Here is a 19,301-nt window from a genome sequence, read left to right as displayed (position 1 = left end):
AGACGGGGCGATTAGCTCAGTTGGTAGAGCATCTCCTTTACACGGAGGGGGTCGGCGGTTCGAGCCCGTCATCGCCCACCATCTTGTTGAGAAAAAATGAGAACGAATGAGGGTGATTAGCTCAGTTGGTAGAGCATCTCCTTTACACGGAGGGGGTCGGCGGTTCGAGCCCGTCATCACCCACCATCATTCTCTCGTTTAGCAGTAACCTGGAAGTCCTGAAGTGGGTGATTAGCTCAGTTGGTAGAGCATCTCCTTTACACGGAGGGGGTCGGCGGTTCGAGCCCGTCATCACCCACCACTTCTGCGGGTCGTTAGCTCAGTTGGTAGAGCAGTTGACTTTTAATCAATTGGTCGCAGGTTCGAATCCTGCACGACCCACCAATTCAGAAAAAAGCGCCTTTTGGCGCTTTTTTCGTTTCTGCCGTTCTCCTCCCTTTCTTCTTATTCACCACGCGCTGAGATACGAATGGTTATCATTTTGGCGGCTTGAATGGTAAATTAGCCGGCATCCACCACGCAGCCAATCCGCCGCCGGATTGATACGCCTTAGTTCAAGGAAAGAAAGAGCCCGCTCATGACCCTATCCTTACGCCAGCTGTTCATTGCATTTATCGCCACTTCCAGCCTGTTGCTCAGCGGCTGCGGCCCGGACGACAAGAGCGACGGACAGAAACCGTCCGCCCCCGCTGCCGACGGCAGTTGGCCGCGCACCATCGACAGCGTCAAAGGGAAGTTCACGCTGGAAAAACCGCCGCAGCGCATCGTGTCCACCAGCGTCACCATCACCGGCACGCTGTTGGCGATCGACGCCCCGGTGGTCGCCAGCGCCGCCACCAGCCCAAATCCGCTGGTGGCCGATAAACAAGGCTTCTTTACCCAGTGGAGCGAGGTGGCCAAACAGCGCCACGTCGAACGGCTGTACCAGGTGGAGCCCAATGCCGAAGCCGTCGCCGCCGCCGCGCCGGATTTGATCGTCGTCGCCGCCACCGGTGGGGATTCGGCGTTGAAACTGTATGACCAGCTGTCGGCCATTGCGCCAACGCTGGTGCTCGATTATGGCGACAAAAGCTGGCAACAGCTGGCCAGCGAGCTCGGTGAGATCACCGGTCACGAAGCCGGCGCCAAACAGGCGGAAGATCGTTTCGAACAGCGCGTGGAGCAAGTGAAGCAGGCGATCGCGCTGCCGCCGCAGCCGACCACCCCGCTGGTGTATGCCGACAACGGCCGCGAGGCCATGCTGTGGACACCGGGGTCAGCCCAGGGCAAGCTGCTGACCCAGCTCGGCTTCCAACTGGCCACCCCGCCGGAAAGCGCCAAAGGCAACGCCAGCATGGGTAAGCGCCATGACATCATCCAGATCTCCGGCGAAAAAATGGCCGAGGGCCTGAACGGCAAAACCCTGATCCTGTTCGCCACCAACGAGCGTAAAGTGCAAGAGGTGCTGACCAACCCGTTCCTCAAACATCTGGAGCCGGTGGAACAGCGGCACGTCTACGCCGTCGGCAACGACACTTTCCGTCTCGATTACTACAGCGCCACCAACATGCTGAACCAAATCGAACGGCTGTTCAAAAAGCCCTGAACCACGCCGTCGGCGGGTCAGCCTCCTGCCGACGTTTGCCATAAACAGGGCAACCGTTCACATTCAATCAATTGAAATATCAATAGTTATTAACATCGTCAACGCACCTGCGCCACCAACCGGCGGGTGCATGCGGGCGTAAACTCGTGCTACTATTAGCGCCCGCATGAACGCAAATAACAATGAGAATAAAAATCATACAGGAGTTACCGGTGTGAACGTACCCACTCCGACTGAGCGGACGCTTTCGTCCGCCCCGCACGCAGCTTACGCCAGTGGCTTCAAACGCATCGCCGGGTTCGGTATCGGCACGGCGCTGCTGCTGCTGTGCATCATTGCCAGCCTGATGCTGGGTTCCAAAGCCATCCCCTTCCATACCGTCTGGCTCAGTCTGCAGGGCGCCGCGAGCGGTTCCGACAGCACCATCATTCTCAACGCCCGGGTGCCCCGTACGCTGGCGGGCATCTTGGCCGGCATGGCGCTCGGCGCCGCCGGCGCGCTGATTCAGGCATTGACGCGCAATCCGCTGGCCGATCCCGGCGTGCTCGGCATCAACGCCGGCGCCAGCTTCGCCGTGGTCATCGGCATCATGTTTTTCGGCGCGGCCACCACCGAAAGCTATATGGCCTACGCCTTTGTCGGCGCTGCCCTCACCACCCTGCTGGTCTACCTGATCGGCACGTTGGCGGGCGGGCGCATCAACCCGGTGCGGCTGACGCTGGCCGGCGTGGCGATCGGCGCGGTGTTGCTCGGCATCACCACCGGGCTGTCGCTGATCGATCCGCAAACCTTCGACCAACTGCGCTTCTGGCAGGCCGGCACGCTGGATATCCGCACGCTGTCCACGCTGCCGGTCACCGCCCCCGCCATTTTGCTCGGCTGCCTGCTGACGTTGCTCATCGCCCGGCCGCTAAATACCATCGGCATGGGGGAAGATCTGGCTATCGCGCTCGGCGCGCGCGTGGTGCTGACTCAGGTGATCGCGGTGATCGCCATCACGCTGCTGTGCGGCGCGGCGACCGCCACCGTCGGCCCAATCAGTTTCATCGGCCTGATGGTGCCGCATATCGCCCGCTGGTGGGTCGGTCCCGACCAGCGCTGGATCCTGCCCTACTCCATGCTGCTGGCGCCGATTTTACTGCTGTGCGCCGACGTGGTCGGCCGTCTGCTGGCGGCCGGTGAACTTCGGGTTTCCATCGTGGCGGCCTTCATTGGCGCGCCGGTCCTGATCTGGCTGGTGCGCCGCAAGAAAACGCTGGGGGGTCTGTGATGAGTCTGCCGCACACGCTGCATATCGGCCGCCCGGACGGCGTCATCAACGGGCGCCTGCCGCTGCGCCTGCTGCTGGTCAACCTTTCACTGTTGGCGCTGTGTCTGGCGATGGCCGTCGCCGCCCTGTGCTACGGCACGCTGCAACTTTCGCTGGAGCAGGTTTTTGCCGCGCTGACCGGCGAGGCGCCGAAAAACCTGGTGACCGTGGTCACCCAATGGCGCTTGCCGCGCATCGCCATGGCGCTGTTGTTAGGCGCCGCGCTCGGCATGAGCGGCGCCATTTTCCAGTCAATTATCCGCAACCCGCTCGGCAGCCCGGATGTGATCGGCTTTAACATGGGGGCTTACACCGGCGCGCTGATCGCCATCACCCTGTTCAACGGCGGCTACTATTACATCGCCGGCGGCGCGCTGGCCGGCGGCATTCTCGCCGCGCTGGCCATCTATCTGCTGGCCTGGCGGCAAGGCATCGCCGGCTTCCGGTTGATCATCGTCGGCATCGCCATCAGCGCGGTGCTGGTCTCCACCAATACCTGGCTGATCATCACCGCCTCGCTCGAGCGCGCCATGGACGCCGCCATGTGGCAGGCCGGTTCGCTCAACGGCATGACCTGGCAAAAAGCCCAGCCCGCCACGGCGTTCATCGTGCTGGCGGCCGCGGCCGCGCTGCTGATGGGCAAACGGCTGCAGCTGCTGGAAATGGGCGATGACACGGCGCGCGCGCTGGGCGTTAACGCCGAAGGCAGCCGGCTGTGGCTGATGCTGTTCGGCGTCACCCTCACCGCCGCCGTCACCGCCACCGCCGGGCCGATTTCCTTTATCGCGCTGGCGGCGCCGCAGATCGCCCGTCGCCTCGCCGGCCAATCCTCGGTCACCCTGACCTCCTCGGCGCTGATGGGCGCGGCGTTGCTGCTCGGCGCCGACGTGGTGTCCCAACATCTTTTCGCGCCGATCCAACTGCCGGTCGGGGTTGTGACCGTCTGCATCGGCGGCCTGTACCTGATTTGGCTGCTCATCCGAGAGGCCCGCAGATAATGAAGAGTGATAATGCCATGAGCCACCGCCTGCACGCCTCGCACCTGAAGCTGGGCTACGACAATAAAATCATCGCTGACGATCTGAGCGTGGCGATCCCCGACGGCGCCTTCACGGTGATCGTCGGGCCGAACGCCTGCGGCAAATCGACGCTGTTGCGCGCCCTGTGCCGCCTGCTGAAACCCAGCGCCGGCGAGGTGATGCTGGACGGCAAGAACATCAGCAGCTTCGCCACCAAGGCGCTGGCGCGCGAGCTTGGGCTGCTGCCGCAAACTTCGATCGCGCCGGACAGCATCACCGTGGCGGACCTGGTGTCGCGCGGCCGCTATCCGCACCAAAGCCTGCTGAAACAGTGGACGCAGGCCGACAAACAGGCGGTGGAAGCCGCCATGGCGGCCACCAACGTCAGCCAGTTGGCGGATCGCAGCGTCGACGAGCTGTCCGGCGGGCAGCGTCAGCGCGTCTGGGTGGCGATGGCGCTGGCGCAGCAAACCCCGCTGCTACTGCTGGATGAGCCGACCACCTATCTGGACATCGCGCACCAGATCGAACTGCTGGATCTGTTCCGCCAGCTCAACCGCGAGCGCGGTCAAACCCTGATCGCGGTGCTGCACGATCTCAACCACGCCTGCCGCTATGCCGACCACATCATCGCCATGCGCGACGGCAAGATCGTGGCGGAAGGGAAACCGGCGGAGATCATCACCGCCGAACTGGTGGAGCGGGTGTTCGGCATGCCGTGCATGATCATCGACGATCCGCTGTCCCACACGCCGCTGGTGATCCCGCGCGGCCGCTACCACTGCGACGCGCCGCAGGCATGAAAAAGGCCGGGTTAACCCGGCCTCTTGGTTACTTCTCCAGCGACACCTGTTTGAAGATGTGTTTGCCGAACGGGTCTATCTCGTAGCCTTTCACTTCCTTGCGCACCGGTTCGAAGATGGTCGAGTGCGCGATCATCAGCGCCGGCATCTGATCGTGCATCATCACCTGCGCCTGCTGATACATCGCCACCCGTTTGGCGTGATCGTTCTCCTCGCGCGCCTGCAGGATCAGCTGGTCGAACGGTTTGTAGCACCATTTCGCCGAGTTGGAGCCGCCGAGCGAAGCGCAGGTGAACAGCGGGCCGAAGAAGTTGTCCGGATCGCCGTTGGCGGTGGTCCAGCCCATCAGCGCGGTCTGGTGCTCGCCGTTTTTAATCCGCTGCAAATACTCGCCCCACTCGAAGGTGACGATTTTGGCGCGCACGCCGATCTTGGCCCAGTCGGCCTGGATCATCTCCGCCATGCGCTTGGCGTTGGGGTTATAGGGCCGCTGCACCGGCATCGCCCAAAGATCGATATCGAACCCCTGCCCCAGCCCGGCCTCCTGCAGCAGCTGCTTCGCCCGCTCCGGCGAATACGGATAATCTTCAAGCTGCGCGTTGCTGCCCCATTGGGTCGGCGGCAGCAGATTCTTGGCCGGCTGACCGGCGCCGTGGAACACCGCGTCGATGATCGCCGGCTTGTTGACAGCCAGCGCCAACGCCTGGCGCACCTTGACGTTATCCAACGGCTTCTTCTGGGTGTTGAACGCCAGGAAGCCGATATTCAGGCCGGATTTTTCCATCACCTGCAGGTTGCCGTCCTGCCGCATGCGCGCCAGATCCGCCGGGTTGGGGAACGGCATCACCTGGCACTCGTTCTTTTGCAGTTTGGCGTAACGCACCGTCGCATCCGGCGTGATCGAGAACACCAGCCGATCGATCTTCGGTTTGCCTTCCCAATAGCGGTCGAACGCCTTGTAGAGGATTTTTGCGTCCTTCTGATACTGCACCAGCTGGAACGGCCCGGTGCCGATCGGATCGTTGTCCACCCGCTGCGGCGTGCCGGCCTTCAGCATCGCGTCGGCATATTCCGCCGATAAAATGGTGGCGAAGTACATGCCCAGATCGGCAACGAACGGCGCCTCGGCGCGGGAGAGCTCAAAGCGCACGGTGTGGTCATCCACCTTGACGATCCGGTCAATCAGCGTGCCGAACTCCATCGACTCGAAGTTGGTGTAGGCGCCGTTGGAGACCTTGTGATACGGGTTGTTGGCGTCCTTCTGGCGCATAAACGAGAAGATGACGTCATCGGCGTTGAAATCGCGGGTGGGGGTAAAATATTTATTGCTCTGGAATGCCACACCCTTGCGCAGGTGGAAGGTATAGCGCTTGCCGTCTTCGCTGACCTCCCAGCTTTCCGCCAGGCTGGGTTGCAGCTCGACGGTACCGGGTTTGAAATCCACCAGCCGGTTGTAGATCGCCGCCGAACTGGCATCCACCGTGGTGCCGGAGGTGAACAGCTGCGGGTTGAAACCTTCCGGCGAGCCTTCAGAACAGTAGACCAGCGTATTGGCTCGCGCGCCGCCGGCAATCGCCAACGCCAGCAGCCCGATCGTTATTGCTTTTCTTTTCATTGCGCTATCCCCAGTGGTGAAAAAACAGCCCAACGGATAGCAATAAATCATGCAGTTAGCGATGTAAAGGATAAATTCCGCGCATAAAAACGGGCAGGCGCGCAAGCGGCCTGCCCCGGTGAAACCACGCGATGATGAAATTAAATCATCTGGCTGAAGTTCATCTGCGCCATCAGCTTATAGTTGTCGGCGTAGTCGACCGGAATGGCCACCACCACCGGCCCCTGGATCGCCATCGCCTTGCGCAGCATCGGCCGCAGATCGTCCACCGACTGCACGGCGAAACCGACCGCGCCGCAGGATTCCGCATAGGCCTTGAAGTCAATCGGCCCGAACTCCACGCCGGATTTGCGCTGGTATTTGTTCACTTCCTGCATCTCCACCATGTTGTAAGCGTTATCGACCCAGATCACGTGCACGATGTTATTTTTCAGCCGCACCGCGGTCTCCAGCTCCATGCTCGACTGCATGAAGCCGCCGTCGCCAGAGATCGACACCACCTTGTCGCCGGGGCGCACCAATGCCGCGCCGATGGCCCACGGCAGCGCCACCCCCATGGTTTGCTGGCCGTTGGAGATCAACAGCTGGCGGGCGCGGAAGCTGTAAAGATAGCGGGCGATCCAGATGTGGAAACTGCCCATGTCCACGCACAGCGTCACGTCGTCGCTGACGATGTCCTGCAGCTCCTTGACGATGCGCAGCGGGTGGATCGGCATGCCGCCGCGGCGCGCGGCGCGCTCCGCCAGTTCTGTGCGCTGGCGGCCGAGATCGGTGAGGATCAGCTCCACCTCCGGCGGCACGCAGACCGCCTCATTGAACGTTTCGGTCATCATGTTCAGCGTGGCGCTGATGTTGCCCACCAGTTCGACGTCCGGCCGATAGCAGGTGTCGATATCCGCCGGCAGCACGTCGATGTGCACCAGTTTCAGCCGCCCATGACTGTTCCACATGCAGGGATCGTATTCGATCGGATCATAGCCGACGCTCACCACCAGATCGGCCTTCTGCAACAGCTGATCGGCCGGCTGGTTGTTGAACAGGCCGACGCGGCCGGCGAAGCGGGCGAAGTGGTTGACGTCAATCACCCCCGCCGCCTGATAGGTGCCGACCACCGGCATGTGGGTGCGGTACAGCAGATGGCGCACCGCCTCGCTGTTCTCCGGCCGGCTGGCCTGCAAACCGAGCAGCAATACCGGGCATTTGGCCTGGCGGATCAGCTTCACCGCCGCCTGGATGTCGTCCGCCGCCGCGGCCCCCATGCGCGGCAAGCGGCAGCCGGCCAACACCGGCGCGCTGACCGGTTCATTGACGATATCCATCGGCAGGCTGATGAACGAGGCTCCTGGGCGGCCGAACTCGGCGCGGCGGAAGGCGTTGGCGATCACCTCGGAAATCGCCGAGCCGGCGTGCACTTCGGCGCAATACTTGGTCACCGGCCGGAACATGCTGACGGTATCCATGCTCTGGTGCGTCTGCTTCAGGCTGTCGGCGCGCTTCACCGCCCCGCCGAAGGCCACTACCGCGTCCCCCTCCGAGGTGGCGGTGGCCAGCCCGGTGATCAGGTTGGAGCTGCCCGGCCCGGAGGTGACCAGCGCCACCCCGGCCTTGCCGGTCAGGCGGCCGACCGCCGCCGCCATAAAGGCCGCGTTGGCCTCATGCCGCACCACCACCGTTTCAATCGATGGCGCGTCCTCCAGCGAGTCGAACACCCGGTCGATCTTGGCGCCCGGAATGCCGAAAACGTGTTTGACGCCCTGCGCTTCCAGGTTTTTCACCACCAAGTCGGCGCCGCATTGCCAGTCATTGCCTGTTTTTTCCTGTGCCATGGTTCCACCTCCTAAGAAAACGATCGCCGGGGTTAGCCCTCGGCGGAACGAATCGCACGATCCAAATCCTCTGGGCAGAGGTTGGCGCGCAAGAAATCCGCATCATGCGGCAACTGAAGATTGAGACGGGTGATGACGCCGAACTGCAGGCGGCCATGATCGAGCTGGTAATCCAGCACGTGGCCGCCGCCGCTGCGGTCGTCGGTAACGAAATGTTCGTGATAGCCGGCCACGCCGATGCCCTGCATGTAATCCGGCGAGCGGAAGCCGACCAGCGTGCCGCGCCGTTGATGAAACGAGAAGGTCGGCTGCTCTTCTATCGCTTCCAGCATCGGGCGATAGGGCCGTTCCTGACGCGGCACGGTGCGGGTTTCCACGTGGCTGAACTCACCGTCGACCCGCACCGCGCAAAACAGGTTCGGCGAGGCGACCTGTTCATCGATGCATTGGTGCAGCTGCGCCTTGGTGATCGGCCGGTCGAACTGCTGGCTGATACTGGGCTGGAAAAAGGTGACGACGGCGAAAGGGGTTTTCTGTTGCAAACCGGCTGGGCGGGCGCTGCCGTCGGCGCGCAGCTGGTGTATTTCCTGGTCGAAAGCGATCAGTTCGCCATCCAGGTGATTGAAGGTACCGAGGCCGAAATCACCGCGTTTGAGCAACTCGGCAATGGTGGTTTCACCCTCGTAGACCCCGTCGATGAGCGCGCTCATCAGCGAGATTTGATAGATTTCGCCCTCCCCGGCGTTGATCGACTGCCTGGCAAAACCCTGCGCCAAATGGCGCGCACAGGAACACCCGTGTTTTTCGTTCATGACTCACTCCTCCACCAGCGCGGGATCGCGATCCTGCGCGTTCAAAAGACCCACCGACGGTGGGCCAAGATGCCCCCCAAGGCGCGTTCATCAGTTGGAACGATTCAGCCTGAGGCGACAAAAAAACCGGCACGGCTGGCCGGCCGATATCCAGAACCCACGGCATGACGTGTGAAAGTAAAGGCTCACTAATCATTAATGCCGAGTCGGATATCAAATTGAACGGTTAATCTGGTGTTGGAGCGACAATCAACTCCGCAGGCGGCTCGCGCAGCCTGGGAAAAACATCTGTTATTTAGTGCTAAGCGCCGCGAGGTTTATGCGTTTTCTCTCTATACGGCAGGGATGCAGCGGCGTTGAAGCCCGCCGTCAACCCGCAACCAGAGTAGCCGCAGCGCCGCCGACAGAGAAGCGGGTATTCATAAGAAACGCTTTTGCATATAATGCAAAAATGAATGACGCCCGTTATGTTGAACATCTGCCGATCTTTCTCGACGTGGCCCGCCTAGGCAGCTTTTCCGCCGCCGCTCGCCGGCTGGGCATGGTGCCCTCCTCGCTGGTGCGCCATATCGACGCCTTGGAAAGCGCGCTCGGCGCCACGCTGTTCGTCCGCTCCACCCGTGGGCTGCTGCTGACCGACGCCGGCGAGCTGCTGCTGACGCGCGCCGCCGCGCTGATGACGGACATTACCGGCATTCACGCCGAGCTGAGCGCGTTAAACGAAACGCCGCAAGGCACGCTGCGCATCAGCTGCCTGCCGACCTTCGGCAAAACCTATGTGCTGCCGCTGCTGCCGACGCTAGCGGAACGCTATCCTCAGCTGTCTATCGATCTCGATCTGACCGAACGCCAGACCGATCCGACGCAGGAACGGCTGGACGCCGCCCTCCGCATCGGCGAGCAGAAGGACAGCGCGCTGTACGCCAGCCGCATCGCCACGCAACGCTGGGTGATGTGCGCCAGCCCCGCCTACGTCGCCCGCTATGGCCTGCCGAGCGATCTGGAAGCGTTGCCGCAGCATCGGCTGATCGCCCGCTACCACAAACAGCAGCCGGCCTGCTGGGCGCAGATCCTCGACGCGGCGCTGATGAGCCGCTGCACCATGGCGCTGCGCTGCGACGACTTCACCGCGCAGCGCCAGGCGGCGCTGCTCGGCCTCGGCATTGCCTTCCTGCCCAACTGGGTGGTGGGGCCGGACGTGCAGAATGGGCAACTGGTTCAGATGCTCGAAGATCCGCGCCATGAGCAGCAAGGCATCTATCTGCTGCGCCCGATGGCGAAGGTGTCCGCCCGGCTGGCGGCCTTCACCGCCCTGCTGCAGCAAACCCTCGGTCAGCCGCCCAGCTGGGGGTAAAGCGGTGTCACCCGGTTGTGCAGCGCCGGATTGTCGCTCTCGTCCTTCAGCTCGATGCCGCTCAGCCGCCGCTGGAACGCCTGCTCCAGCAGCCAGGCCAGACGGAACGCTGCCTGCGGGTAATCCAGCCCCTCCGGCCGCACGTTGGAGATGCAGTTACGCTCGGCGTCCGTTCTGCGCGCATTCGGCTCCCAGGTCAAATAAATGCCCAGGCTGTCCGGCGACGACAGCCCCGGTCGTTCGCCGATCAGCACCGCCACCGCCCGGGCCTGCAGGCATTCGCCAATCTCATCCCCCAGCGCCACCCGCGCCTGATGCGCCAACACCACCGGTGAGACGCTCAGCCCCAGCGTATCGAGATAGGGCCGAAGCGCCTGCAGCAGCGGCAGCGCCTGGCGGTGCACCGCTTTGGAAGAGAGGCCGTCCGCCACCGCCAGCAGCAGATCGACACGGCGCGATGGTGAGCCGAGCAGCAGGCTGCGGCTGTCCGACGCCAATCGCCGCCCCAGATCCGGACGGCGCAGATAGGCGGCGCGGTCGGCGGCCTGGCTGTGCACCGCCAGCGAGGGCCAACCGGCCTGGTGCAAATCCGCCGCCAGCCGCTCGCTGTCGAAAGGCTGATGCACCGCGTCGCGCGCCTGGGCATGGGCCAGGCCGAAGCGCAGCAGCTCGTCGGTCGGCAGGCTGGCGCCGGTGCGCCCCAACGCGATGCGCGCGTCGGTAAAGGCGCGCAGCGAGTCCCAACTGTTGACGTGAACCGGTTTGCTCATGTCCGTTCTCCCTGCAGCGCCAACAACAGCGGGTGATTGGCGGCGGCGTCGCGCAGCCGCCCGCGCTCGTCGGTGATATTCATCGCCGCCAGCCAGGCGGCAAACTCCGGCGCGTGCTTCAGCCCCAGCAGTTCGCGGATATAGAGCGCGTCGTGGAACGAGGTGCTTTGGTAGTTGAGCATGATGTCGTCCGCGCCCGGCACGCCTATCAGGAACGTCAACCCGGCGGCGGCCAACAGCGTCAGCAGCGTGTCCATGTCGTCCTGATCGGCTTCGGCATGGTTGGTGTAGCAGACGTCGCAGCCCAGCGGCAGGCCGAGCAGCTTGCCGCAGAAATGATCCTCCAGCCCGGCGCGGATAATTTGTTTGCCGTCATACAGGTATTCGGGGCCGATAAACCCCACCACGGTATTGATCAGCAGCGGCGAGAAATGGCGCGCCACCGCATAGGCGCGCGCCTCACAGGTCTGCTGATCGACGCCGTGATGCGCGTTGGCCGACAGGCAACTGCCCTGCCCGGTTTCGAAATACATCACGTTATCGCCCAGCGTGCCGCGCCTGAGGCTCAGTGCCGCCTGCTGCGCCTCCGCCAGCAGCGCCAGGCTGATGCCGAAACCGCGGTTGGCCGCCTCGGTGCCGGCGATCGACTGAAACACCAGATCCACCGGCGCGCCGCGCTCCATCAGCCGCAGCGTGTTGGTCACGTGGGTCAGCACGCAGGATTGGGTGGGTATGGCGAAGCGCTGGATCACGTCGTCCAGCATGTAGTTGAGCTTTTCCAGCAGCGGCAGGCTGTCGCTGGCCGGGTTGATGCCGACCACCGCGTCGCCGCTGCCGTACAACAAACCGTCCAGCATGCTGGCGGCGATGCCCTGCAGGCTGTCGGTCGGGTGATTGGGCTGCAGCCGCACGCTGAGGTGGCCCGGCAGGCCGATGGTATTGCGAAAGCGCGTCACCACCCGGCATTTCTTCGCCACCAGGATCAGATCCTGATTGCGCATGATCTTGCTTACCGCCGCCGCCATCTCCGGCGTAATGCCGGCGGCCACCTGCGCCAGCATGGCGCTGTCCGCCTGCTCGCTCAGCAGCCAGTCGCGAAAATCGCCGACCGTGAGGTGCGAGATGGGCTCAAAGGCGGCGGCGTCGTGGCTGTCGATGATCAGGCGCGTCACCTCGTCCTGTTCGTACGGCACCAGCACCTGCTGCAGGAACGCCTTGAGCGGCACATCCGCCAGCGCGATGCGCGCCGCCATGCGCTCTTCGGCGCTCTCCGCCGCCACCTCCGCCAGATAATCGCCGGAACGCGCCGGCGATGCTTTCGCCATCAGCTGGCGCAGATCGCCAAAGCGATAGCCGCGTTGGCCCACCGTTGCCTGAAACATAGCCCCCTCCCTTGCCCTGCGTGACGAGATAACAGCCCTGCACCAAGTGTAGTCAGTGGGAAAAGAAAATTATTTTGCACGCGATCGCCGCCATCACGCTTTCCCCCATTTCACCCGTTGCCGCTTCGGGTTACAGTAGCCGCGAAAACAGGAGGGGTGATGGATCCGCAACGGCAAATTATCGACTGGCTGCAACAAGATAACGCGCGCATGGCCGCCCTGCGCACCGTGCGCCGGCTCGGCTTGAATGACTGGTGCCTCGGCGCCGGCTTTGTGCGCAATCTGGTGTGGGATCGGCGCCATGGCTATACGGAGCCCACGCCGCTCAACGATATCGACGTGATCCACTTCGATGCGGAGCGTGCGGACGCTGAGCGCGATCGCATGCTGGAGGTGCGTTTGCAACAGTGGCTGCCGCGACCTTGGTCGGTCAAGAACCAGGCGCGCATGCACCTGCGCGGCGGCCGGGCGCCTTATCGCGACAGCGAAGAGGCCATCAGCTTCTGGACCGAAGTGGAAACGGCGATCGGCGCGCGCCTGAACGCCGACGACAGCATCACGCTGGTGGCCCCCTTCGGGCTCGCGGCGCTATTCGACGACACCATTACCTTTAACGCGAAAAACGGCGATCGCGCGGCCTATGCCCAGCGCGTGCTCGACAAAGGCTGGCTGCAGCGTTGGCCGCGCCTGCGGCAGGTAAAGATTTAGCCGCCGCTGCCGATACCCTGAACAGCGATATACCGACTCAGGGAGAGCATTCATGTCGACCACCATCACCATGATCGTACCGATCAAAAATACCGTTCCCGGCGTCAGCAACGTGTTCAGCGCGCCGGGCCATCAGGGCGAATTGCTGATGGCCAAACCGGTCAACAACCAGCCGCAAGGCGGCAAGATGGAGAAAAACGAACGCACCAACGGCAATGACGAACCGGTCAACCTCAACGAAAGCCGCGCCTCGGCCCGCATCAAGGCGCTGAACCGGCAGATTCAGTCGCTGCAGCAAAAGTTGGTGGAGCTAAAGGACTCCGACGCCGATCCTAAGGAAATAGAAAAACAGAAGCAGCTGATCGAAGCGCAGATCAAGATGTTGCAGGCCGAGATCGCGCGCATCCAGAAAGAAGAAATGGAAAAGCAACAGCAGGAGCAAATGGCAAAAGCCGCGGCGCAAGCCGGCGACGGCGTAAACCGCCCAACGCCGCTCAACGCGGTGGACGTCTATATCTGAGTCAATATGCCGCGGTTTCCTGCCGGCGCTGGTGCAGCAGCGCCGCCTGCTTGCGCGCCACCTGCCAGATGGCCTCCGCCGCCGGCGTCAGCGAGCGGTTCTTGCGCCGCACCAGCATCAACGCGCGGTTGATCTCCGGCACCAGCCGCCGCACCCGGAGCCGCCCCCCTTCCGGCAACGGCAACGCCAACGCCGGGAAAATGCTGATGCCAATCCCTTCCGCCACCATCGGGAACAGCGTCGCCGGATGGCCGATTTCCTGCACTACCTGCGCCTCCACGCCCTGCTGCCTCAGCGCGCTGTCGATCAACGGCCGGCTGCCCGACGCATAGTCCTGCAACACCAGGCGGCAACCGTTCAGCGCCGACCAATGCACCGCCTGCTGCGCAGCGAACGGATGATCGTCGCGGCACAGCAACAGGAACGGCTCGTGCAGCACCGCTTCGCACTCCAGATCCACCGCCTGCACCGGATCGACCACGATGCCGAAATCCACCTCCGCGTTGCGCACGCTGTGCAGCACCTGCTGCTGCGCCTGATCGCGCAGCATGATGCGGATCTCCGGGTATTGGCGCTCACCGGCGGCGATGCACTGCGGCATCAGATGGGCGGAAATGGTCTGGCTCGTCGCCACCCGCACCGTACCGCTGCGCTGTACGCCAAAGCTGCGCACATCCAGCAGAGTGGTCTGCAGCTCGTCCAGCAGCCGTTCGACCCGGTTGGCCAGCCGCAGGCCGGCATCGGTCAACACCACTTCACGCGTGGTGCGATCCAGCAGGCGAACCCCGACTTCCGCCTCCAGTTCTTTCACGCTGTGGCTGACCGCCGATTGCGTCAGGCCGATCGCCTCACCGGCGCGGCTGAAACTGCCGTGGCGAGCGATGGCGACAAACACCCGCAGCTGTTTGAGTGAGTAATTCATGTGTTTTATTCATAGATGAATTAAATAAATCAATTTAATTATTATATGCCCACGCGGGAGAATAGCCCCATCGATTTTCTACCCTGAGCGCACCGCCATGAGATTTCTGCCCGATCGTTTTACCCTGACGCTGATCGCCACCGTACTGCTGGCGTCGTTCCTGCCGGCGCGCGGCGAGTTCGTCGGCTGGCTCAACGCCCTGACCATCGCCGCCATCGCCCTGCTGTTCTTCATGCACGGCGCCAAGCTGTCACGCGAGGCCATCCTGGCCGGCAGCAACAACTGGCGGCTGCACCTGTGGGTGATGTTCAGCACCTTCATCATTTTTCCGGCTCTGGGCGTACTGTTCGCCTGGTGGGCGCCGATCGACGTCAGCCCCGAGCTGTACGCCGGTTTCATCTACCTGTGCATCCTGCCCGCCACCGTGCAATCGGCCATCGCCTTCACCTCGCTGGCGGGCGGCAACGTGGCGGCGGCGGTGTGCAGCGCCTCCGCCTCCAGCCTGCTGGGGATCTTCGTGTCGCCGCTGTTGGTCGGCCTGCTGATGAATGTGCACGGCGATACCGGCAGCCTGCGGCAGGTGGGCTCGATCGTGCTGCAGCTGCTGGTGCCGTTCGTCGCCGGCCACCTGCTGCGGCCGCTGATCGGCGGCTGGATCGAACGCCATCGCCCGCTGATCGGCAAAACCGACCAGACCTCGATTTTGCTGGTGGTGTACGCCGCCTTCAGCGAAGCGGTCACGCACGGCATCTGGCACCAGGTAGGGCTTGGTTCGCTGGCGTTTATCGTCGGCGGCAGCATCGTGCTGCTGGCGATCGTGCTGGTGGTGAACACTTACATGGCGCGTTGGCTGGGGTTCAGCAAGGCGGACGAGATCACCATCGTGTTCTGCGGCTCGAAGAAAAGCCTGGCGAACGGCATTCCGATGGCCAATATCTTGTTCCCGGCGGCGACGGTGGGGATCATGGTGCTGCCGCTGATGGTGTTTCATCAGGTGCAGTTGATGACCTGCGCAGTGCTGGCCAAAAGATACCAGCGCAAGCAGCGGGCGCAGCAGGCGGTGCCCAACGCGCAGACGTCGCGCGGGTAAAAAAAGACGGGCCGAGGCCCGTCAGATCAGCTTTTCTTCAGCGGCTTGACCAGGTGATCAAGCCCTTCGATTTTAATCGCCAGCGTCATCTCCATCAGCATGCCGAGCTTGCCTTTGGGGAATTCGCCCTTGCGCGCGAACCACAGCAGGTACTCTTCGGGCAGGTCGATCAGCACCCGCCCCTGGTACTTGCCGAACGGCATCACGGTATTGGCGATCTCCAGCAGGTTTTCCTTTTCCATCAGTCACCCAGCAGGCGGATCATTTCCGCTTCGTCGATCACGGCGATACCCAGCTCCTGCGCCTTCGCCAGCTTGGAACCGGCCGCCTCGCCGGCGATCACCAGGTCAGTTTTCTTCGACACGCTGCCGCTGACCTTGGCGCCCAGCGCCGTCAGGCGATCTTTGGCCTCGTCGCGCGACAGCTGGCTCAGCGAGCCGGTCAGCACCACGGTTTTGCCGGCGAACGGGCTGTCTATCTCTTCCGCCACCACCACCACCGGCGCCGGCCAGCGGATGCCGATCTCGGCGCCCACCAGCTCGTTGATCACCTGCTGATTGAGCGCTTCATCGAGGAAATTGCGGGTATGTTTGGCCACCACTTCACCGACGTCCGGCACCTCTTTCAGCGCCTCGATATCAGCGGCAAACAGCTTCTCCAGCGATCCGAAATGCGCGGCCAGGTTGGCGGCGGTCGCTTCACCGACCTCGCGAATGCCGAGCGCATACAGGAAACGGGCGAAGGTGGTCTGCTTGGATTTCTCCAACGCGTTGACCAGATTCTGCGCCGATTTCGGCCCCATGCGATCCAGGCCGGTCAGAATGCCGGCGGACAGGCGGAACAGATCGGCCGGGTTCTTCACGTACTCCTTGTCCACCAGCTGCTCGATGATCTTGTCACCCATGCCCTCGACGTCCAGCGCGCGACGGGAAACGAAGTGCTTCAACGCCTCTTTGCGCTGCGCGCCGCAGATCAACCCGCCGGTGCAGCGCGCCACGGCCTCGCCTTCCACGCGCTCAACGTCGGAGCCGCACACCGGACAGTGCAGCGGGAACACCACTTCGCGCGCATCCTGCGGCCGGCGGTCTTCCAGCACCCCCACCACCTGCGGGATCACGTCGCCGGCGCGGCGCACGATCACCGTATCGCCGATGCGCAGCCCCAGACGCTCAATTTCATCGGCGTTGTGCAAGGTCGCGTTGCTGACGGTCACCCCGGCCACCAGCACCGGCTCAAGGCGCGCCACCGGCGTAATCGCACCGGTGCGGCCAACCTGAAACTCTACTTCGCGCACCACGGTGATCTGCTCCTGCGCCGGGAATTTGAACGCCGTCGCCCAACGCGGCGCACGCGCCACAAAGCCCAGCGTTTCCTGCAGATCGATATCGTCAATCTTGATCACCACGCCGTCGATATCGAACCCGAGCTGCGCGCGGTCCTGCTCGACCTGGCGATAAAACGCCAGCACTTCCTCGCTGCCGGTGCGGCGCTGGGCGCGATCGCTAACCGGCAGGCCCCAGGCCTTGAACTGCATCAGGCGCTCAAAGTGGCTGCGCGGCAGCTCGCCGCCTTCCAGCAGGCCAACGCCATAGCAGAAGAAGGTCAGCGGGCGTTTGGCGGTAATGCGCGGATCGAGCTGGCGCAGCGAGCCGGCGGCGGCGTTGCGCGGGTTGGCGAATACCTTGCCGTCTTTGCGCCGGGCTTCTTCGTTCATCTGTTCGAAACCGGCCTGCGGCATGAACACTTCGCCGCGCACTTCCAGCCGGCGCGGGATGTTGTCGCCGGTCAGGCGCAGCGGGATGGCGCGAATGGTGCGCACGTTGGTAGTGATGTTCTCGCCGGTGGTGCCGTCGCCGCGCGTCGCCGCGCGCACCAGTTCGCCGTCTTCGTACAGCAGGCTGACCGCCAGGCCGTCCAGCTTCAACTCGCAGCAGAAGGTCAGCGGATCGCTGCTCTTGAGCCTGTCCTGCACGCGCTTGTAAAACGCCAGGAAGCTCTCTTCGTCAAACACGTTGTCCAGCGACAGCATCGGCACTTCGTGGCGCACCTGGTCGAACGCCGCCAGCGGCGCCGCGCCCACGCGCTGGGTCGGCGAATCGGCGGTGATCAGCTCCGGATGCGCGCTCTCCAGCTCGCGCAGCTCGCGCATCAGGCGGTCATATTCCGCATCCGGCACTTCCGGCGCATCCAGCACATGATACTGGTATTCATGATGGCGCAGTGTGGCTCGTAGTTGATTGATTTGTTGGATTATCGATTCCATGGCTCACCATCAAAGATAAAAAACCCCCGGCTAGCGGGGGCTTTGTTGTTACGGATGTTCAGTGCGCGCGGCAATCCGGTCAGGCGTTGTTTTCCAACACTTCACGGATACGCGCTTTGTAGGTTTCCAGCTTCTGCGGCGTCATCATGCGGCGCTCGTCGTCCAGCACCACGCCGCCCACGTCGTCGGCGATGCGCTGTGCCGACTGCAGCATCAGCTTGAAGTTCTGATTGGCGTCGCCGTAAGACGGCACCATCATGAACATCGACACGCCCGGCGTGGAGAAGTCGGACATCATGTCAGGATCGAACGACCCCGGCTTGACCATGTTCGCCAGACTGAACAGCACCGGGCCGCTGCCGGCCGGGCTGATATGGCGGTGGAAGATGCCCATCTCGCCAAACTGGAAGCCCGCCTGCAACACGCTCTGCAGCAGCACTTCGCCGCCGATTACGCCGCCCTGATGGGCCGCGACGTGCAGCACCAGCACGGTCTCTTTCAGCTTGGCCTGAATTGGCGCAGCCGCCGGCTGTTGTGGCTGTGGCGCAGGCTCCTGCGCCGGCTTCACTTCCGGCGCGGGCTGCACAGGGGCCGGCTCGGCGTGGAATGCCGGTTCAGCCCCCTGCGGCGCCTCATGTTCATGCGGCAGATCGTCGACGCGCGGCTCACGGCGCGCGGCCGGTTGCGGTTGCTGCGGTTCGGCCGGTTCTTCGTCCGGCGCGTAGTTGTTCAGCAGGATGTCATCGTACTCCGGCCGCTGAGACAGCGGAGGCGGCGTCTGATGAGCGGCCGGCTGAACGGCGCGGGGCGCAGGCGCAGCCGCCGGAGCGGGCTTCGGCGCGGCCACGGGTTCTTCGCGTGCGGCATCGAAATGGCCGAATGACGGCTCGTCTTGCGGGTGAGCGGCGCGTACGCGCACCTCACCGACGCCTTCTTCGAGATCGTCGATCGGAGTTTGTTCACGTTCCTTTTGGGAACGTTTGGCTGGGCGATCGCGGAAGAGCGCTGACCGTTCTTTGCGACTGGTCCACAGACCGTGCAATAACAGCGCTATTATGGCGATCGCGCCAACAACGATTAATATCAGACGCAAATCCTGCATCATTGCTATCTCTGTTGTTCCAATACATTGCCACCGCGGCAAACATTCACTCTTTAACTCTATTTGCCCGCGCACACAAGTGCAAGTCCGTGCTGAACTTTATGCCAATAAAGATGATTATACTGCCTTTTTCTGCTGGTTTTTCAGCCAACCCTACCCTAGCCAGTGGAAAATCATCCCTATATGATAATGATGCCTGTTCAGACAACGAGATAACTTAA

General features: G+C 63.0%; 17 protein-coding genes and 4 tRNA genes. 12 read left to right on the top strand and 9 right to left on the bottom strand.

The window, feature by feature from the left end:
* Nucleotides 1-5 precede the first annotated feature (5 nt).
* From ACJ8OK_RS00320 to ACJ8OK_RS00285, 8 genes are all read left to right on the top strand, one after another.
* Nucleotides 6-81 (top strand) — tRNA-Val (locus ACJ8OK_RS00320).
* Nucleotides 82-110: 29 nt separating this feature from the next.
* Nucleotides 111-186, top strand: a tRNA-Val gene (locus tag ACJ8OK_RS00315).
* Nucleotides 187-225: 39 nt separating this feature from the next.
* Nucleotides 226-301: transfer RNA gene (locus ACJ8OK_RS00310), tRNA-Val, on the top strand.
* Nucleotides 302-308: 7 nt separating this feature from the next.
* Nucleotides 309-384: transfer RNA gene (locus ACJ8OK_RS00305), tRNA-Lys, on the top strand.
* Nucleotides 385-577: 193 nt separating this feature from the next.
* Nucleotides 578-1,585 carry a Fe2+-enterobactin ABC transporter substrate-binding protein gene (fepB, locus tag ACJ8OK_RS00300; protein ID WP_135638451.1) on the top strand — a complete coding sequence of 336 codons (1,008 nt, stop codon included), beginning with the start codon at nucleotides 578-580 and terminating at the stop codon, nucleotides 1,583-1,585.
* Nucleotides 1,586-1,799: 214 nt separating this feature from the next.
* Nucleotides 1,800-2,855 (top strand): Fe(3+)-siderophore ABC transporter permease, encoded by a 1,056-nt coding sequence (fepD, locus tag ACJ8OK_RS00295; protein WP_135638453.1) that lies wholly within the window; start codon nucleotides 1,800-1,802, stop codon nucleotides 2,853-2,855.
* On the top strand, nucleotides 2,855-3,892 hold the full coding sequence (gene fepG, locus ACJ8OK_RS00290; RefSeq protein WP_004936405.1) for an iron-enterobactin ABC transporter permease: 1,038 nt from the start codon (nucleotides 2,855-2,857) through the stop codon (nucleotides 3,890-3,892). Before fepD ends, fepG begins: the two co-directional genes overlap by 1 nt.
* A 17-nt stretch (nucleotides 3,893-3,909) precedes the next feature.
* A complete protein-coding gene (locus tag ACJ8OK_RS00285) occupies nucleotides 3,910-4,716 on the top strand; it encodes an ABC transporter ATP-binding protein (protein ID WP_004936408.1) in 807 nt (268 codons plus the stop codon).
* A gap of 28 nt (nucleotides 4,717-4,744) precedes the next feature.
* On the opposite strand, the gene ACJ8OK_RS00280 is transcribed toward ACJ8OK_RS00285, so the two are convergent.
* The 3 genes from ACJ8OK_RS00280 to budA form a co-directional block, all read right to left on the bottom strand.
* Nucleotides 4,745-6,331 carry an ABC transporter substrate-binding protein gene (locus ACJ8OK_RS00280; protein WP_048324631.1) on the bottom strand — a complete coding sequence of 529 codons (1,587 nt, stop codon included), beginning with the start codon at nucleotides 6,329-6,331 and terminating at the stop codon, nucleotides 4,745-4,747.
* Between the two features lie 140 nt (nucleotides 6,332-6,471).
* Nucleotides 6,472-8,157, bottom strand: coding sequence for an acetolactate synthase AlsS (gene alsS / locus ACJ8OK_RS00275; protein ID WP_033632440.1), 1,686 nt, complete (start codon nucleotides 8,155-8,157; stop codon nucleotides 6,472-6,474).
* Between the two features lie 32 nt (nucleotides 8,158-8,189).
* Entirely contained in the window at nucleotides 8,190-8,969 is a 780-nt protein-coding gene (budA, locus tag ACJ8OK_RS00270; protein WP_442530321.1) for an acetolactate decarboxylase, read from the bottom strand.
* Between the two features lie 451 nt (nucleotides 8,970-9,420).
* Between budA and ACJ8OK_RS00265 the strand changes: the two genes are divergently transcribed.
* A complete protein-coding gene (locus ACJ8OK_RS00265) occupies nucleotides 9,421-10,323 on the top strand; it encodes a LysR family transcriptional regulator (RefSeq protein ID WP_048324636.1) in 903 nt (300 codons plus the stop codon).
* On the opposite strand, the gene eutC is transcribed toward ACJ8OK_RS00265, so the two are convergent.
* The gene (eutC, locus tag ACJ8OK_RS00260; protein ID WP_060560010.1) at nucleotides 10,302-11,093 is read right to left on the bottom strand and encodes an ethanolamine ammonia-lyase subunit EutC; all 792 of its coding nucleotides are present in this window, start codon (nucleotides 11,091-11,093) and stop codon (nucleotides 10,302-10,304) included. The genes ACJ8OK_RS00265 and eutC overlap by 22 nt on opposite strands.
* A complete protein-coding gene (locus ACJ8OK_RS00255; protein ID WP_004936427.1) occupies nucleotides 11,090-12,475 on the bottom strand; it encodes an ethanolamine ammonia-lyase subunit EutB in 1,386 nt (461 codons plus the stop codon). Before ACJ8OK_RS00255 ends, eutC begins: the two co-directional genes overlap by 4 nt.
* 159 nt (nucleotides 12,476-12,634) lie before the next feature.
* Here ACJ8OK_RS00255 and ACJ8OK_RS00250 point away from each other — a divergent pair, with 159 nt between their 5' ends.
* Together ACJ8OK_RS00250 and ACJ8OK_RS00245 are read left to right on the top strand one after the other, a co-directional pair.
* Nucleotides 12,635-13,183, top strand: a complete 549-nt coding sequence (locus ACJ8OK_RS00250; protein WP_015378665.1) for a nucleotidyltransferase family protein — start codon at nucleotides 12,635-12,637, stop codon at nucleotides 13,181-13,183.
* 52 nt (nucleotides 13,184-13,235) lie between these two features.
* The gene (locus tag ACJ8OK_RS00245; protein ID WP_033632437.1) at nucleotides 13,236-13,703 is read left to right on the top strand and encodes a FlxA-like family protein; all 468 of its coding nucleotides are present in this window, start codon (nucleotides 13,236-13,238) and stop codon (nucleotides 13,701-13,703) included.
* 1 nt (nucleotide 13,704) lies between these two features.
* Here the strand turns inward: ACJ8OK_RS00245 and ACJ8OK_RS00240 are convergent, their stop codons facing one another.
* Nucleotides 13,705-14,625 carry a LysR family transcriptional regulator gene (locus ACJ8OK_RS00240; RefSeq protein ID WP_033632436.1) on the bottom strand — a complete coding sequence of 307 codons (921 nt, stop codon included), beginning with the start codon at nucleotides 14,623-14,625 and terminating at the stop codon, nucleotides 13,705-13,707.
* A 97-nt stretch (nucleotides 14,626-14,722) separates the two neighbouring features.
* Here ACJ8OK_RS00240 and ACJ8OK_RS00235 point away from each other — a divergent pair, with 97 nt between their 5' ends.
* On the top strand, nucleotides 14,723-15,715 hold the full coding sequence (locus tag ACJ8OK_RS00235) for a bile acid:sodium symporter family protein (RefSeq protein WP_033632435.1): 993 nt from the start codon (nucleotides 14,723-14,725) through the stop codon (nucleotides 15,713-15,715).
* Between the two features lie 26 nt (nucleotides 15,716-15,741).
* On the opposite strand, the gene ACJ8OK_RS00230 is transcribed toward ACJ8OK_RS00235, so the two are convergent.
* The 3 genes from ACJ8OK_RS00230 to zipA form a co-directional block, all read right to left on the bottom strand.
* Nucleotides 15,742-15,957, bottom strand: a complete 216-nt coding sequence (locus tag ACJ8OK_RS00230) for a DUF3820 family protein (protein ID WP_004936441.1) — start codon at nucleotides 15,955-15,957, stop codon at nucleotides 15,742-15,744.
* Nucleotides 15,957-17,978 (bottom strand): NAD-dependent DNA ligase LigA, encoded by a 2,022-nt coding sequence (gene ligA, locus ACJ8OK_RS00225; protein WP_004936443.1) that lies wholly within the window; start codon nucleotides 17,976-17,978, stop codon nucleotides 15,957-15,959. The genes ACJ8OK_RS00230 and ligA overlap by 1 nt, the downstream gene beginning before the upstream one ends.
* 79 nt (nucleotides 17,979-18,057) lie before the next feature.
* The gene (gene zipA / locus ACJ8OK_RS00220) at nucleotides 18,058-19,083 is read right to left on the bottom strand and encodes a cell division protein ZipA (protein WP_004936446.1); all 1,026 of its coding nucleotides are present in this window, start codon (nucleotides 19,081-19,083) and stop codon (nucleotides 18,058-18,060) included.
* Nucleotides 19,084-19,301: the final 218 nt, after the last annotated feature.

It is taken from the genome of Serratia sp. CY71090 (assembly GCF_052166845.1).
Taxonomy (GTDB): Bacteria; Pseudomonadota; Gammaproteobacteria; order Enterobacterales; family Enterobacteriaceae; genus Serratia; species Serratia nematodiphila.
Note: the sequence above shows the minus strand (reverse complement) of the source record. Positions and strands in the feature narration are given on the sequence as shown.